At 36.6% G+C, this 16,613-nt stretch carries 13 protein-coding genes; 1 reads left to right on the top strand and 12 read right to left on the bottom strand.

The genetic code is table 11. The features are described 5' to 3' along the window. Positions 1-100: 100 nt before the first annotated feature. The 6 genes from QNH43_RS05080 to QNH43_RS05055 all read right to left on the bottom strand — a co-directional run bounded on the left by QNH43_RS05080 (position 101) and on the right by QNH43_RS05055 (position 6,418). On the bottom strand, positions 101-301 hold the full coding sequence (locus QNH43_RS05080; RefSeq protein ID WP_283917036.1) for a hypothetical protein: 201 nt from the start codon (positions 299-301) through the stop codon (positions 101-103). 30 nt (positions 302-331) lie between these two features. Next, the gene (locus tag QNH43_RS05075; protein WP_283917035.1) at positions 332-496 is read right to left on the bottom strand and encodes a hypothetical protein; all 165 of its coding nucleotides are present in this window, start codon (positions 494-496) and stop codon (positions 332-334) included. Positions 497-1,807: 1,311 nt separating this feature from the next. Further along, positions 1,808-3,112 carry a uracil/xanthine transporter gene (locus QNH43_RS05070; RefSeq protein ID WP_283917034.1) on the bottom strand — a complete coding sequence of 435 codons (1,305 nt, stop codon included), beginning with the start codon at positions 3,110-3,112 and terminating at the stop codon, positions 1,808-1,810. Positions 3,113-3,359: 247 nt separating this feature from the next. Further along, positions 3,360-3,743, bottom strand: coding sequence for a cupin domain-containing protein (locus tag QNH43_RS05065; RefSeq protein ID WP_283917033.1), 384 nt, complete (start codon positions 3,741-3,743; stop codon positions 3,360-3,362). A gap of 129 nt (positions 3,744-3,872) precedes the next feature. Further along, positions 3,873-4,637 (bottom strand): (S)-ureidoglycine aminohydrolase, encoded by a 765-nt coding sequence (allE, locus tag QNH43_RS05060; RefSeq protein WP_192203524.1) that lies wholly within the window; start codon positions 4,635-4,637, stop codon positions 3,873-3,875. A 428-nt stretch (positions 4,638-5,065) separates the two neighbouring features. Continuing rightward, entirely contained in the window at positions 5,066-6,418 is a 1,353-nt protein-coding gene (locus QNH43_RS05055) for an allantoinase (RefSeq protein ID WP_283917032.1), read from the bottom strand. 520 nt (positions 6,419-6,938) lie between these two features. On the opposite strand from QNH43_RS05055, the gene QNH43_RS05050 reads away from it, so the two are divergent. Continuing rightward, positions 6,939-8,591: a PucR family transcriptional regulator gene (locus QNH43_RS05050; protein WP_283917031.1), complete on the top strand. Its 1,653-nt coding sequence runs from the start codon at positions 6,939-6,941 to the stop codon at positions 8,589-8,591. Between the two features lie 458 nt (positions 8,592-9,049). Here the strand turns inward: QNH43_RS05050 and QNH43_RS05045 are convergent, their stop codons facing one another. The 6 genes from QNH43_RS05045 to QNH43_RS05020 form a co-directional block, all read right to left on the bottom strand. Further along, positions 9,050-10,300 (bottom strand): allantoate amidohydrolase, encoded by a 1,251-nt coding sequence (locus tag QNH43_RS05045; RefSeq protein WP_283917030.1) that lies wholly within the window; start codon positions 10,298-10,300, stop codon positions 9,050-9,052. Positions 10,301-10,504: 204 nt separating this feature from the next. Further along, entirely contained in the window at positions 10,505-11,485 is a 981-nt protein-coding gene (locus QNH43_RS05040; protein ID WP_260284447.1) for a sugar phosphate isomerase/epimerase family protein, read from the bottom strand. After that, complete coding sequence (locus QNH43_RS05035; RefSeq protein ID WP_283917029.1) at positions 11,485-13,242, bottom strand: thiamine pyrophosphate-binding protein; 1,758 nt, start codon at positions 13,240-13,242, stop codon at positions 11,485-11,487. The genes QNH43_RS05040 and QNH43_RS05035 overlap by 1 nt, the downstream gene beginning before the upstream one ends. Next, positions 13,243-14,703 carry a four-carbon acid sugar kinase family protein gene (locus QNH43_RS05030; protein WP_283917028.1) on the bottom strand — a complete coding sequence of 487 codons (1,461 nt, stop codon included), beginning with the start codon at positions 14,701-14,703 and terminating at the stop codon, positions 13,243-13,245. 33 nt (positions 14,704-14,736) lie between these two features. After that, positions 14,737-15,684: a transketolase family protein gene (locus QNH43_RS05025; RefSeq protein ID WP_283917027.1), complete on the bottom strand. Its 948-nt coding sequence runs from the start codon at positions 15,682-15,684 to the stop codon at positions 14,737-14,739. Position 15,685: 1 nt separating this feature from the next. Then, the gene (locus QNH43_RS05020) at positions 15,686-16,510 is read right to left on the bottom strand and encodes a transketolase (RefSeq protein ID WP_283917026.1); all 825 of its coding nucleotides are present in this window, start codon (positions 16,508-16,510) and stop codon (positions 15,686-15,688) included. Positions 16,511-16,613: the final 103 nt, after the last annotated feature.

Below are 16,613 nucleotides of genomic sequence, written 5' to 3'. Positions count from 1 at the left end.
TTTAATAGGCTAATTTATATAGTATTTCACTTAAAACGTCGATTCCCTTTTCCATATCCGCAACACTAGTAAATTCCTTAGGCGAATGGCTAAGCCCCCCTTACTTGGAACGAACAGCAGCAAGTCGGACAAGGCGATTCATTTCCCGATCCATCGCAACAGGTTTGACATCCATCCATCGTGAAACCTCCAGCTTCATTTCACCTTCTTTTGCCAAGGGTTCGAAAGTTGAAAGGATTTCCTTACAAAACCTTTCAAGAACCTCTTCCTCATGATGCCTGATATCGAGACTGATCTCCACTTCACCAGCAATGACATTCGGACATTAGGTTTAACATCCATTCTGCCAAGTGTCGCCCCCATCCTTGACCGTGTCTATATGAGAACCGGCCAGAATGATTCCACCGGAGGAATCCGTTCCCTCAAGCCTGCCAAACAAGTAGCCTACACTATCAAAATATGTAATAAGGTTTTCTTTTTCCATCTCAGCTTTCATTGCTTGCTGAGCGCTCATCCATTCTTGGAATATAATAACCGGGTCATCCCATTACTCTCTGTTGCCCCCGAAAGATGCTAACCAATTTATCATCGAATGCAACATCATCCTTTTCATCTATGAATCTTTCGTTTTGATTGCCCATCACATCACATCGCTTCCCTTCTCAATATCCATTCACGTGATGAATATTCACGAAATTTATATCATCTATTATTTTACTTGCTTTCGCATTTAACTTCATTGACAATTCTGTTAGTATTTTGGTGTTTTTTTGTGCAAAATAACCAATGGAAGCAAACCAATAATGTGTAAAATATACAGATTTCTATGATCAAAGGAAGTGGTACTTATTGTTATAGTTAGCACCTTATCATATTTCACTGGTATTTTTTGATAAATAAGATACTTGTTCTACTTGTGCCGTCCAAATTAACTTCTGATGTTCTGCGAACCTAAAAAGGTGAAGACTATTCTTATTATTTTTAATTCACATATGTTTACTTAGCTTCTTCTTTTATAAGGCTCTTTTCATAAAGATTGTTGTTTTTAAAACGAAACGATTTAAGGTTGATTGGAGCGCAAGTGCGAGACTCCTGCGGGAGCAGCGGGACAGGTGAGACCCCACAGGCGTTTACGTCGAGGAGGCTCACCTCCCGCCCCGCGGAAAGCGAGCATCTGGAGGGGAAATCAACCACACCGCTTTACTTGGTAAATAGCAACAAAGTATGCGAAAACAGCCTTTTATAAAGAATTAAACCAAAATGGGGAACAAGTAAATTTGATCACTTGTTCCCCATTTTATCGAATAATACGGGATACCCCAACACTTTAACCTAAAGCCCTAAATAATGAATAGAAAAAGACAATTAGTTTTTCCTTTGCTAAGCTTTATGAATTTAATAACATTGCATCCTGGTTCGTTGGAATGCCCCAGTACCGGAGCCACTTGAAGATTACCTATTTTCACATATTCTCCCATGGTGTATTCCTCCTTTAAAAATTAGTTTGCCTCCCGGCATATGCTGAGAAGAAATTTCGTAAACCAGGTGAGCTCTTTTACCTTTGAACTGGTTCAATACTTAATTAGTTATCGAATAATCAAGTTCTCAATTTATTGTTTTGTTCTCTTATAATCAATTTCAAGTTTATCGATAGAAAGTTGACCATTGCCTTCAACAGATGTCCAAAGTAGTCAATATTATGTGAACTCCTTTTTTCTTCAATCGTAATATCAAATCCCATTTTTTAACTTTTAGAATAATCACCTATTGTTGTTGCTCATTTATCCATTTTCAGGTGATATATCGGTTACTGCCTGACTTCCAACTTATTCGTTAACTTATTCCAATCAATAAGTTTTTCCAAAAAGATCGATATAATGACACCCATAATGAGACCATTTGTAATGAAAGGCTGCAAGAGGACAGGAATACTGCCGAATGATGCTGGCGGGATATTCATAATGCTGACTCCAACTAGGACTGGTCCCGCTAAACGGAGTATCGTTTCAGAGTTGAATAACGTTCCTTTTAGGCTGTTTAATGCGGTCCCAAACAATTGAAGGTATGCGACAAATAAAACAGCGTTACCTATTGTTAGTGGTATGGTTCCTAAGAACCTCCCTAATGGCGGAATAACTCCAAGGAGAATAAACAAGAATCCGCTTATAATAAATGGCTCTCGTTTAAATAACTTGGTACTTTGTAAAAACCCTATTGTAGATGTAAATGGTGTAAAAGGGACCAAGCCAAAAATCGAAGAGATAAACGCAAATATACCTGTTACAAAAATAGATCTCCTGTATTGACTATGTTCCACCTCTTCCTTGTAAACCTCTGCAACAGCTTGAATAGAAGCGAAAGAATTCGTTAAATTCAGAAGGACCGCAAAAAAGGAGACAAGAATAATACCAATATCCAAGTTTGGAGTTCCAAGGGGAAAGAAAGTGAATGCCATACCTGAAGAGCTAGCCGCCGGAAGATCTGAAGGGAAAATAATTCGATATAATGACCATCCTACGATAATTCCGATTAGGATTGAGAAATTGCCTAGTATTTTCCCTCCTTTAATCCTTAAAAAGCCAACAAAGATGACAATCAAGATTGAAAACAAACTGACAGGGAGATCGATTGTTCCACTTTCGGTTATTTTAAACATACCTTTGAAGAAAATAAAGATGAGCTGAAAGGTTAGCAAAAATATATAAACACTTATCACCATCGGCTTAATTACTTTCTGTATGATATAAATCAGGTTAAATGCCGCAAGCAGTACGGTTACAGCTCCAGCCAGCAGAATACCTGTTGCAATTCCCCCTCCTACGGTTGCAAAATCCAATCCGAGTGCAGATGCAGAGATGCCCATATTTATCATCAGACCCCACATTAGCCCCGAATGGCTGTCCAATAATGGATAACGATGCCCAATCCAGGCCTGCAGAATAGAGGCTATTCCTGTAAAGATAAAGGAGCATCTTATCGTCATTTCAATTGTTTCTGAAGGAAGCTGGAATGCTGCTCCTACAGAAATTGGTACGACAACCGTATTGGCAAAAATAAAAAAAAGCCACTGTAAAGAGGACAATAATGTTACAGTAACTCCTTGCTGTTTCATCTTAATCATCACCATTTCCTTTAAAAATCTTTTTGCGAGTTTTTAAGGAAGCCAATTCTTAAAAGTATTGATTTCCTTTGGAAGCCATAGTTTCTTCGTAAAAATTGCAAATCATCTCTTTTACATAAATAAAAATATAAGCGAAGCGCTGTCTTCATTACAATCGCTTCGCCTTAATCACTTTTTTTGTTTTTTGAAAGAAGAAACTTAAATTATATTGTAATTGTTTAATAATCTTAGAATTTTTCTAATATCTTGTTATATCCATTGGCAATGCCCCTGCAGCAAAGCCTACAAACATGAATCGACTGTTTCCTGTATTACGCATTCCATGAATTTGATTAGGCTTGGCCAATACTACCATTCCTTTTCTGATCGCAATCTCATTCTCTAAATCAGGAAAGTATGTTCCTTCCCCCTCAATGCAAACCCAAATATCATCAACATTCGAATGAGAATGTAAATATACTTCCTGCTCAGGTTCAAGACACCAAACTGCCCCAACAGTTTTATCCGTTTCATAGAAATAATTTTTTTGTGGTGCATTAGAATCGAATTTTGCTATTTTATCGATTTCAAAAACTCTTTCCTCTATTATCGACTCTTTGTTCAAAATTATATTCTGGTCCATATCTCAGCACCTCTTTTATATTTAATGGGTTTGAATTACACTTACCAGATCTCCCTATAATACAGATTCTGCCCGCATTAAATCTCTTGAAGTTGGCATCTACGCATTCCTACTAAGTGATGTGACCTTTTACAAGGATGCATCACGATTACAATCTTTAGAGTAAACATATGTTAAATTTTCTCTACCTACCGCATAGGCTGCTTGATGTACATATGGACCCATAAAAATGTAATCTCCTTTCTTTACGGGTACCCACTGATTATCCAGATTATACATCCCTTCTCCCGAGAGTAAGTAAGCGCCATGTTCTTGCACATGTGTTTCGATGAACGGATGAGATGCAGCGGGATCAAAGGAAAGAATATGAAAATTCATATCAAAATCTATATCAGCAGGCAAAAGATCTTTAAGATGGACATTATGCATATCATCATAAATCCTAAATTCAATATTGTTCGCGTGGTTCGAATAAACCCATGGCCTCCGTCCTTCAAGCGGACGATACTTTTGCTTATATAGGAATAGTTTAGAATCTCCATCCAATTGGTTTTCTAAATACATCTTTGTTCCTGGCGGACAGTATAAATAACCGCTTTCATCGAGGACAAACTCTTGTTCACCTGCAGCAGCTTTTATTTTCCCTTCAATAACATAGACAAATGTCTCTACATCTTCTTGTCCACCAAACCCCTCGCTGTTCTTACCTTCCTTTTGCATTGTCACAATATAATCGACAAAGCTTGCTCCAAGCTTTGGAGAACCCAAAATGGAAATGATACAATTCTCAAATCCTGGAACAACATTATTGACCAATCCTTCAGGTGCAATTAAAGCATATTTACCGTGCTCAATTATTGATCTGCTTGCTAATAAATCTTTAGGATAACCCATCTTTTAAACTCCCCTTTTAATCGTATTTTGTTAGCTAATTCATATGACACCAATCAACGTTTTAATCGTGAGTCAATATAAGCATATGAATCATGGTGTTCCCTGTTACCGATATCGATTAACTTATAATTGAAGCTTCTTTTTCATATATTAATAGCTTGTGTAAGAAACCATTAAGTCTCTTAATATAAATGTTAAACGCTTTCATTTAAATAGTCATTATGCCTATTCGATAAAAACGAATTATATTTTTGTCTATTATAGATAAAACATCTTCTTATTTCTTCATCCATGATTTTCTCATTTAGGTAATCAGGTCCTAGTCCCTTACAGGCTTCTTTTACTTTTAAGATTGGTAAGCCTAAAACAAATGTCTGCAAGCGAATAAAATGATTAAGATTTTCTAAGTCCTTTATTGCTTAACAATTCTAGATTTTAATTTTTTCCACAGTGGTAATGCTTCCATTTTCAAAAATAATAGCCCCATTGACGATCGTCGTCGTTACTTGCCCTTTGAATGTCCTGCCAACATAAGGCGACTGCTGATGGCGGTAGAACAAATCTTCCTTTTTCAGCTCGAAGCTTCTGTTCAGATCAACTATCGCCAGATCAGCGTCGCTATCAACGGCTATTATCCCTTTATGGGGATAAAGGCCAAATAACTTAGCTGGATTCGTTGATGTTAATTCAACAATTTTCCCCAGAGGAAGATTACGGTTAAAATGCCCCTCTGTCAACATGATATTGAGCGTAGTTTGGGCACCAGAAATCCCTCCCCAGGCACTGAAAAAGTCATCATTTATTACCTCTTTCATAGATGGAGGTGCTGGTGAATGGTCGGATGCTATAACGTCAATTTCACCGTTTGCTACAGCTTCCCATAATTGTTCTACTTCTTCATCATCACGCAGTGGAGGGCAGCATTTTGCCAATCCGCCTTTTTCCTCTAAGTCTTTTAATGTCAAAGATAAATAATGAGGGCATGTTTCTACCGTAATATCCAGGCCTCTTTGCTTTGCCTGATTAATGACGTCCACTACTTTCCGGCTGCTCGCATGAACAATATGCAGTTTACAACCTGTAGCTTCAGCATATGAAATTATTCTTCTAACCGCTTCAATTTCGGAAATTATCGGTCTTGATTCGACGAAGTCCTTTGCAGTCGTTTTATTTTGTCTTTGTTTTTCTTGTGCAAGCTGATCACAAATGACTGTACTTTCAGCATGAACGGCTAAAAGTGAACCTACAGAGGCAATTTCTCTCATCCCTTTAAAAATCGTAATATCATCGACATGATTGAAATCGACAATTCCGCTCGGTGACATAAAAGCTTTAAATCCAATTACTCCATTTTCATCGAGTTCCTTAATATTCCCAATATTTTCTGGTATAAGCCCACCCCAAAAGCGGCAATTGACTACCGACTTTTCTTCGGAGCAAGCTCTCTTTAATGCCAAATATTCTTTATTGATCGTTGGTGGTGTACTGTTCAATGGCATATCAAAATAGGTTGTCACCCCACCTGCCGCTAAACTTCTGCTACCAGTTTGAACACCTTCCCACTCAGTTCTGCCTGGCTCGTTGAAATGAACATGAGTGTCAATTAATCCTGGGAGGATGTGCTGCCCCTCAGCATTAATTTCTCTTGTTGCAATGGCATCAATATTTTTTCCGATGGACACTTCTTTAATTTTCCCTTCCTTAATTGCAATATCTCCTTGAACAATCGAATCAAACATTACAAGATTTCCATTTCTAATGAGTAAATCATATGTAGCCATAGGTTCATTCCTTTCTATGGGAAATCAAAGCCAATCCTCTTTTACAGTTGCATAATGAAGAAACCCGCCAAAGCGGTCAATAATGAGTGTACTTTCCCCTTCAACGTTTATTCCTGCCTAAAAGTATTTTTTAATATTCGGACTATTATACTGACTGTTTCACATTCCCATCAATTAAGCCCCTTTAACCACATCCTCTCGTTCCTGTACTTTTCTTGAAGAAAATATCTAAAAAAACAATTTTAACCATTGAAAAAAATTATGATTGTATGTGCTTCTAAATATAAATATAGTTGCTGAATATAATAAAAACTTGAGATTTATGGAATGCAAAAAAATCTTGAAAACAGTTTCATTAACCTTCAATCCTCTATACAATTGATTATAAACAGATTAATTCACAAAATCATTATGCAATGTAAACAATTACCATTTAAATTTTTGTCCACATTTAACAACATTCGTTTGCTTCCCTTTCTAGAAATAAAAACTGACAAAATGTAGAATTAGAAGGTGTATGATGAAAAAGGTAGAAGATTTATTTATCGTTGATGTGTTTCGAGAAGCCAAAATTATTGCTGGACATGCCGGACTTAAAAGGAAAGTAGAATCAATTGAGATTTCAGAAACACCAGATGCCATCAATTTTTTAGCTGAAAACTCCCTATTATTGACAACAGGATATGCTTTTAAAGACGACCCTCATGCATTATGCAATCTCATTTCCCAAATTAATGAACTTCCATGTGCAGGGATCGCCATTAAACTTAAAAGATTCATTGATAAGATACCGCCGGAAGTAATCGAATTAGCTGACTCATTAGAATTTCCCATTATTCAAATTCCAGAGACATTAACATTAGGTGCGGTTGCTCATCAATTATTAAGCTTTATATGGGATAACCAAATCGAAGAGTTATTTTATGCGATGCATATTCACAAGGAATTTACCAATATGATGATAAAAGGCTACAGCCTGAATTCTTTAATTGAAAATCTTGGCTCCCTATTAAAATGTCCTGTTCTCCTACTTGATCCTATTGGTGATGTAACATCCTTTTCTCATCATTTTCGTACAGGAAATATGAAAATCATTATGAAAAATGTTCAGGAACACATTAAAAGTGATATAGAAATATACCTAGAAAAAAACCAGCTCACAATTAACATCCAAAATACCGACATTTCTATAAAATTGTTTCGGGTGAAAACAATGCGTCCCTATCCATATTTACTAATAATTCTTCACCCTGAGAAGCTTTCATACCCATCTTCCCAATTAGCTATAGAGCAAGCATCAACAGTCATTTCATTCACGTTGCTTAAAAACGAGGCTATTAGAGAAAACAGTCGTTTGTTAGAAAATAACTTTTTTGCTTCCCTTGTTGATGGAAAGATTTCCAACAAACAAGAAATTATTCATAGGGGAAAACAGCATGGCTTAATCGACAATATGAAATACGTATGCATTGTATGTAAGATTGATTATGATAAACAAAACGCTTTACAAAAAAGTGCAGAAATAATGAATAGATTATACGACTATTTATATAAATTTTTACATAAATCATTTTTAAAAATAGATACTAACAACATCGTTTTTATGAAAGATGGTTATTTTGTTATTTTGATGCAATCTCCTCTGAATATTAATGATTCGATTAAAAGCATAATAGAAGAAAGGCTGAAGGAATTCCAGAATGAGGCTTATTCGAATCTAAAAATTTCGTTGTCGTTTGGAGTTGGTAACTTTTCTAATGACCTTACCTTTATCCACCTTACATACGAAGAGGCAGTGGAAGCATGGACACATGGGTCTGAACTGTTTCAAAATAAATTTATAAACTTTTACGAGACCAAGCAATTAATCGAACTGATTCGGTTAATTCCCGAAAAAGATTTAAAAAAATTTTATGAAAATACTTTACGTTCTCTATCCTATCCGAAAAATAAAGATGAAAAAGACTTAGTTAATACCTTATTGGTATATTTGGATAATAATTGTGAACTTGCGATTACATCCAGGAAACTGTTTGTTCACCGTAATACCGTTAAATACCGAATTGCCAAATGTGAGGACATTTTGAATTATTCCGTCCATGATTCAAAAAACTCACTTCATTTACGCATAGCTTTACTCATGGGTTCAATTTTCAGAGATAACAGTGATTAATAAGTAATTGTAATTACTACTAAATACTAAAGAAGGCATTGACTGAAGGTAAACTGCCCACGCAGACAGAGATCAAGATGAAGAGTAAATCTCGACTTCTTTTCTGGAAGTTACGCTACAGAATCCATTATGGAGGAATCCAGGAATTTCAGTGGCTTTTTTATGAACATGATAAAGAGTCCATACGGAACTCCTTTTGTAACCATTGGATCTGAGTTGATACGTATGACTGTTTTCATCGCTAGAAGGATCTCTGTCTTTAAATATATTTCTTATCGAATGAGCTTTTCGAAGCATTCAATCTTATAGGAAAATGCTTCTGATGACGGTTGACTGATTTGTTCAAGAGGTACTGATTGAAATGTATTCATTTTGAAAAAACTCGGGATCCGATACAGTCGGATCACGAGTTTTTTTGTAAGTTGGTCTTATATTTATATAAAACCTTTATATGTCCCTCAATATTGTTTTGTGGCTATTTTAATTACTGTAGAGTAAAGAACTCTTGCTCCTGCACCCATATCTTCTACAGTAACGAATTCATCAGGGTGATGACTAAGACCATCTTTACAACGAACGAAAATCATCGCAACATTCGTTACATCCGCCATAGCCATTGCATCGTGACCAGCACCACTTACAAGACTGATGACGCTTCCATCCAGTTCGTGAATCGATTCTTCGATTACTGTAATCAATTGTTCATCACAGTATACAGGATCGGCTTCCATGACTTGTTCAAAATGAATTTGGAGTCCTCTAGCCTTTGCTACTTTTTCACTTTCAGTTAAAATGGCATCAATAGCTTTTTTCTTACGATCAACATTTAAATCACGGATATCCAGCGTCCCTGTTACAAGGCCAGGTATTACATTACTAGCACCCGGACTTACAGTAAGTTTACCAACGGTCGCTACCAATGGTTCATTTTGGATAGCTATGTTCTCAATGTAGGAAATGAGATCACTCGCTCCTAAAAGTGCATCTTGTCTAAGGGCAACAGGAACTGTCCCTGCATGTCCAGGTTTCCCGATAATTTCAAAATAAAATCTTGTAGCACCAGCAATCCCACGAACTATTCCGACAGGTTCATTCTCCTTCTCAAGCACAGGACCCTGTTCGATATGAAGTTCCAAATAAGCGAGGAGTTCTTCTGGAGTACGACTGGCTTTTTTATAAGCATATGGGTCAGCAATACCAATTCCTTTTAACGCTTCCGCAATTGTTATTCCTTGTTCATCTGCCCTTTCTAAATCTTCAGCGGTAAAAGTTCCTGCAATCGCTTTACTACCGAGGAAAGTTGAGTGAAACCTTACTCCTTCCTCATCACAAAAACCTACCACTTCGATTGGATTGTATAATATAATGCCATTATCCTTAAGAGTTTGAACAACTTCTATTCCAGTTATAACTCCTAAAATACCGTCATATTTACCTGCTTCAATCACGCTATCTAAATGTGAACCAATCATTAAAACTGGAGCTGTAGGATCTTTCCCTTCATAACGTCCGATTATATTGTTAAGAGCATCTTTTCTTACCGTCATCCCAGCTGCTTTCATCCACTCTTCAACTAGGCTTTCTGCTTTTAAACTTTCCACTGTGAAAGGTAGTCTAGTGACACCAACGGATGTAGATGAACAAGCAGCAAGTTCTTCGGTTCTTTTGTTGATTCTTATAGCATCAACATCCTTCTGAAGTTTAACCAATCGATCACTTCCTTGCCAATTAATCTCTAAAAAATTTTTGTTATTTATTACAAATCCAGTTTTTTTAATGCAAAGTCATATTAACACCTTATTTAGTTGTTGCTCAATAGGAATTCTGCATGATAAGCTAATTGAATTTTAGATTAAACGGTGACAGGCAAAAGTGCTTGTCACCGTTTAAACATACAGTAAATATATAGTAGGCTAACCAACTAAACGCCCTTTTTTTGAATGTAATAATGACCATGCATCAATGAGAGTACGTTTTGACTGTGCAATTACAATATCTGATGATTCTGTACCTACAGGTTTTACTTCAAAAGCGACTATATTCTTTATACCTTCACCGATGTAACCAATTTCTAATAGAGATCGTAAATACTCCGCCAATTCAGAAACATCAACTTCACTTCCTGGATATCCGAAACGCGGATGCTGATCTCCGTAAGCAGGATCAGAAGTATCTTTAATGTAGCAATTTCCGATATGGGCATGGTTAATATAATCACGAGCAACCGTTAATGCATCAGAAGAAGTTTCACGTTGCATTGGTAAATGACTTAAATCAAGCATTAAACCGAAAGTAGGATCTACTTTACGAACTTCTTTTGCAACTTCAACAGCAAGTTTATTCGAACCGATTAGACATTTCTTATCAGTCTCATCATCAAATGTTTCAAGTGACAGTACTAAATCACCTTTAGATTTTGCATAATCGCATAGTTCTTTGATGGAGTTCGTTAGTAATTGTAATGCAACATCTTGTTGAGTATCTGGTTTAGCCCCACTTAAGAAACCAAGTTTAGCAGCATTTACTTCGTAAGCTTGGTCAATTCCGACTTTTACTAAATCGATAGCCCTTCTGCGCTCGGCTTCATCAAAAGAATTAAGGTTTCCTTTGTTTCTTAATAGAATAGGTTGTGCACCAAATCCTACAGTCATTCCACCGGATTGTAAAATTTGAGTAGCCTCTTTACGTTCTTCAGGATTGTTAATAGATGTAATTTCAATTCCAGAGAAAAAATCATCTTGTACAATTTTCTTAATTGTTTCAACAGTTGGACCATCTCCACCCATCGTTTCCGGATAAGCCATAAAGTGAACAATTCCGACTTTCATGGAATTATGAAGATTTTCTGACATTGTTTCGCCGATTTTTCGGCTTCCCTCCTTTAATAAACCCATTATTTAGAATAATCGATATCTTTAGAATATTTGAATCCATTAAGTGCACCGTTGTTAGAGAATTCGCATGCGTTCTTAGGATCTGGATCAACTATAACTTCGATTAAATATGGTTTACCAGAGTCAACTGCACGTTGTAGAGCTGGCTTGATATCATCATAATGTGTAACAAGCTCACCACGAACACCCATACCTTCAGCAGTTTTAACAAAGTCGATTCCTCGCTCTTCATTATCACATAATTCATTTTTGTAAATTAAGTCCGTGGAAATTTGGCGTTCATTATAGAACCAGTTTTGTTGTTGGCGAATTAATCCCATTAATGAGTTATTCATACAGAAAATAATTACCGGAATATCATGTTTTGCAGCTGTAGCAATATCTTGTAATGACATACCTAAGCTTCCATCACCAAGGATGTTTACACTTTGTCTTTCAGGGAATGCAAGTTTCGCTGCCATTGCTGCACCAAGCCCCCACCCCATTGTACCTGCACCGCCAGTTAATAAGTATGTTCTTGGTTCATACGTTTCAAATAATTGACTAGACCAGATCTGACTGATACCGCAATCATGTGATACGAATGCATCGCGATCTAAGAATTCACGAAGTTCTCGCAATGCACGCTCTTGTCTGATTGGAAGTGTAGTGTAATCAGTTTTACGTGCCCATTTCTTACGCTCTTCAGTTAAGTTAACTTTAGTGCCTACTTCGGCAGTTGCAGCGACATGAGCGCCAAGTGCTTTATGGGCTTCTGTAAGTTTAATCATGAATGCTTTAACATCAGAAACGATACCTAAATTAGTTGGTACAACTTTACCAATTTCTTTATTATCAAGGTTTACGTGGACAATTTTCTTACCGTTTTGTGTGAATACCGAAACGTTTCCAGTAGAACGATCAGCGAAACGTCCGGCAAGGTTGATTACTAAGTCAGCTTCAACAATTGTTTTGTTACCGAATGGAGTATCAAGCATCGTTCCCATACGTCCCGCGAATAAAGGGTGATCGTTGGGGAATGTATCCATCCCCATGCCAGAAGTTACTACAGGGATTTGCAGTTCTTCAGCTAACGCTTTTAATTCAGCAGTAGCGTTTGCAATGTTAACCCCTCCACCAGAAAGTAAGACTGGTCTTTTAGCGTCTTTTAATAATTCTAATGCTTTCTCTATATCAGCGTCGGAAGCTTGTGGTAAGTTATCGACTGGAGTAGAAGCGATAAGCTCATCTAGGTCTACTTCTATTTCTACTTTTTGTTGATCAATCGGTAAATCAAGAAGGACTGGACCTTTTCTACCAGTAGTTGCTGTTATCCATGCTTCATGAATAAATTCAGCCGTTTTCGAGCCGTCAGTTAAACGGTAAGCAGCTTTCGTTACAGGTTTTGCCATTTCAACGATAGGCGCTTCTTGGAATTGCATGGTCCCAATTAGACTATTTTTTTGTTGACCAGTAATTGCTATCATTGGTATGGAATCCATCCATGCACCATAAAGGCCAGTTAAGAAGTTAGTTCCACCAGGACCTGATGTGGCAGCACATACACCTACTTCACCAGTTGCTCTTGAATAACCGTCAGCCATGAAAGCACCAGTTTGCTCGTGACGAACAATATATGATTCAATTTTAGTTAATTCTTTTATTGCATCATAGAATGGTAAAATTGCAGCTCCCGGTATACCATAAACGTGCTTCACTCCTCTTTTTTCTAAATACAAGGCAATTAACTCAGCAGCTGTCATTTTTTGTTTAGCCATTTATATCTCTCCCTTTTGATCCTTTTTTATATTTTCAAAGATTTGAGCAATCGAATCTTTATCTCCGACGTTGCCTGGAAATACGATATAAGGTGTATCCTTGAACTTAGCTTCACTTCCGGTTAACCATACTGGAACACCGGCGATCGCTTGCCCCAAAATTTTTGCATATTTTATTTCCAAGCCTTCAGTTGCCACATCACTCGAAGTTATACCACCTTTTGCAATGATAAATTTCGGTTTTACTTTTAGTGAGCGAATAACTTTAACTAAAGAACTTGAAACAGTTTGACTAATTTTTAAGTTTTCTTCCTTATCTTTTGCACTAATTAAATCCCTACTTGTATAAACAAGCGTATCGCGATTAGAAGAAATATTATGATCTACTAATTGACATACTCGTGTTAGCTCTTCAGTTCTTGTTTCTTTATTCAGAACTTTCACGACATTAATTTCGATTTGTTCAATCGGGTATTTATTCATTAGTTCCTTTATTTGTTCCGTAGTTTTATTCGTGTGAGAACCTACTATAATAAATCCACCATTGTTTTGGTTTTCATCATTTGAAACAATTTCATTAGCTGATAAATATGGACGATCCTGAATTCCCGCAATCGATTTTACAATAGATGCTGCAGTTCTAAACAAGAATTGCTTGCCAGAATCAATTGCTTTAAGGACAGCTAATGATACGATGTCTAAATCATAGTAAGATTTTGCATTTACTATAATAGGAGCATTATTGTTGGCAGATAGTAAAATCTCATGAACTTTATCAATGCCACCATCATGAATATCTTCAAGTGAAATGATCAAAGCTGACTCTGAAGCTACGCTTCCATTTGTCTTCTCTTCAATCCATTTCGGCAAATTAGCAGTATTGAAACCGAAAACGGAATCATTCGCAAATTCTGTTTCATTTACTGGGACAAGCTGACCATCCATACCTAAATAATGAATATTATCTATGGTGTAACGATGTGCTTCAAAAAAAGCCGGTATGATTAAATGACCTGAAATTTGTACATCAGCAGTTTTTAATAATTCATCTTGGAGCACATTAATTTCAAGTGGATAATGCCCTCTTAAAGTTGAGTCACTTCTACTGATGATTGAATAATTAATGCCCATTTCCTTAGTAACGTCAACAATGTTTTGGACAATCTCTCTATTGATGTTTTCCGTTTTTTCTGCATTATAACTTCTTGTGTTTGTTAAAATATAAAGTACACTTCTCTCATCAGATAAGCCTTTTTTAATCCAGGCTTTTCCCCAGTCCGTAATGACAAAAATATCATGTACCGTTTGGACACCAGTTGGATCATCATCTAAAACGATAAACTTATGTTTTGTTTGTTTTAAATGAGCTTTGATTTTAGCACGAAGGCTATCATCCGATTTAGAGAAGAGAGGATTTTCTAAAGTATCCTTTAAACTTAGATATTGGGTTGCGTTTGACAAAAACCCTCCCCCTTTCATTATCTAAAAATGTGATTAGCTAGTTACTCTATGCCCTAATAATTCATTTGCGGTAGAAACAATACGGTGTGCTCTTAATTCAAAGAAATCAAGTAATTCATCCATTTTTCCAGATACTCCAAAACGGTCATTTGTACCGATCCTTCTTAATTTAGCCGGTTGGCTTTCTGATAATACTTCAGCAACAGCGCTACCTAATCCACCTATAATTGAATGCTCTTCAACTGTGATAACATGTTTTGTTTTCGCAGCAGATGCAATAATGGCTTCTTTATCAATAGGTTTAATTGTATGGATGTGTAAAAGTTCGGCGCTTACACCTTGCTTTTCTAATTCACCTACAGCTTTTAGTGATTCATCAAGCATAATCCCAGTACTGATGATTGTAATATCAGATCCTTCACGGTATTTAATTGCTTTACCTATTTTGAATGGTTCTTCTTTTTTTGTAACGATCGGTACTGGTAATTTGCCAACGCGCAGGTAAATAGGTCCGTCATGGTAATAAGCAGCTTCTACTGCTTTTTCCATTTCAATCGCATCTGCTGGAACAATTACAGTCATACGTGGCAGTGAGCGCATTAAAGAAATATCTTCAAGCGGTAAATGTGTTGCACCTTCTTGAGCAGCTGATGTACCAGCGTTATGACCGACAATTTTCACATTGTTATTTGAATAACATACAGAAATTCTCATTTGATCAAATGCGCGCCCAGTAAGGAAGTTTGCATAAGCATTCGCAAATGGTACTTTACCTGCTACTGCCATACCAGCTGCAGTACCCACTAAATCACATTCAGAAATACCGATGTTGAAAAAGCGTTCTGGAAATCTATTTTTATATAGATTTGTCATATTTGATTTCGCGCAGTCCGCGTCAAGTACAACTAAATTGTCATGTTTTTCTCCAAGTCTAATCAGTGCATCAGCAAAACCTTTACGTGGTGCTTCTTGATTTGCCATCTTAAGCCAACTCCTTTAAAGCGATTTCTAATTGCTCATCATTCGGAGCCATTCCATGCCAATCATGTGTATCTTCCATAAATGAAACGCCCTTACCTTTAACCGTATGAGCTAGAATTGCAGTAGGTTTACCTTTAGTGCGTTTAGCTTCTTTATACGCTTCATTGACTGCATTAATATCATGACCATCAATTTCAACAACGTGCCAACCGAATGCTCTAAATTTATCACCAAGATTTTTTACACCTTTTACATTTTCAACAAAATCATCAAGTTGAATTTTGTTCCAGTCGATAATCGCACAAACGTTATCAAGATTGTAATGTGCAGTTGTCATTGCTGCTTCCCATACTTGACCTTCTTGTAATTCCCCATCACCAATCATGCAATATGATCTTCTATTGCTACCATCTAGTTTTGCAATTAATCCAACACCATTAGCTACTGATAAACCTTGACCAAGTGATCCTGAAGATATGTCTACACCTGGAATATGCTCTCCACATGGATGTCCATGTAACCTACCGTCAACATCCCTGAATGTCATTAACTCTTCAACTGGGAAGAAACCTTTTTCAGCTAATACTGAATAAAATACAGGTGTACAATGACCCTTAGATAGGAAGAAACAATCTCGTTCTTGCCAATCTGGGTTGTTAGGATCAACATTCATGTGTTCAAAAAATAGTACGGACATTAGTTCAGTTGCTGATAAAGAACCACCGGGATGACCACTTCCAGCATGGTTCGTCATCTTAACTATGTGCCGGCGAATTGTTTTCGTTAGATTATTATAAAATTTGCTTTTCTCTTTAGAAAAATCCACTATTACTCCTCCTTTTAGTCGCGTAATAAGCAACACAGTTTCATTAAATAATTAAAAAAATAAGCATCTTGTTGCTTATTAACTAACCATGTTTCTTATTTTG

Source organism: Peribacillus simplex, from assembly GCF_030123325.1.
GTDB classification, from domain to species: Bacteria; Bacillota; Bacilli; order Bacillales; family DSM-1321; genus Peribacillus; species Peribacillus simplex_D.
This window is presented reverse-complemented; position numbering and strand designations above follow the sequence as displayed.

What these genes read in the sequence shown, in the direction of transcription:
- QNH43_RS05075 (WP_283917035.1), bottom strand. Translation starts at nt 496, where the DNA reads ATGAAAGCTGAGATGGAAAAAGAAAACCTTATTACATATTTTGATAGT.
- QNH43_RS05070 (WP_283917034.1), bottom strand. Translation starts at nt 3,112, where the DNA reads ATGAAACAGCAAGGAGTTACTGTAACATTATTGTCCTCTTTACAGTGG.
- QNH43_RS05065 (WP_283917033.1), bottom strand. Translation starts at nt 3,743, where the DNA reads ATGGACCAGAATATAATTTTGAACAAAGAGTCGATAATAGAGGAAAGA.
- allE (WP_192203524.1), bottom strand. Translation starts at nt 4,637, where the DNA reads ATGGGTTATCCTAAAGATTTATTAGCAAGCAGATCAATAATTGAGCAC.
- QNH43_RS05055 (WP_283917032.1), bottom strand. Translation starts at nt 6,418, where the DNA reads ATGGCTACATATGATTTACTCATTAGAAATGGAAATCTTGTAATGTTT.
- QNH43_RS05050 (WP_283917031.1), top strand. Translation starts at nt 6,939, where the DNA reads ATGAAAAAGGTAGAAGATTTATTTATCGTTGATGTGTTTCGAGAAGCC.
- QNH43_RS05040 (WP_260284447.1), bottom strand. Translation starts at nt 11,485, where the DNA reads ATGGGTTTATTAAAGGAGGGAAGCCGAAAAATCGGCGAAACAATGTCA.
- QNH43_RS05035 (WP_283917029.1), bottom strand. Translation starts at nt 13,242, where the DNA reads ATGGCTAAACAAAAAATGACAGCTGCTGAGTTAATTGCCTTGTATTTA.
- QNH43_RS05025 (WP_283917027.1), bottom strand. Translation starts at nt 15,684, where the DNA reads ATGGCAAATCAAGAAGCACCACGTAAAGGTTTTGCTGATGCACTGATT.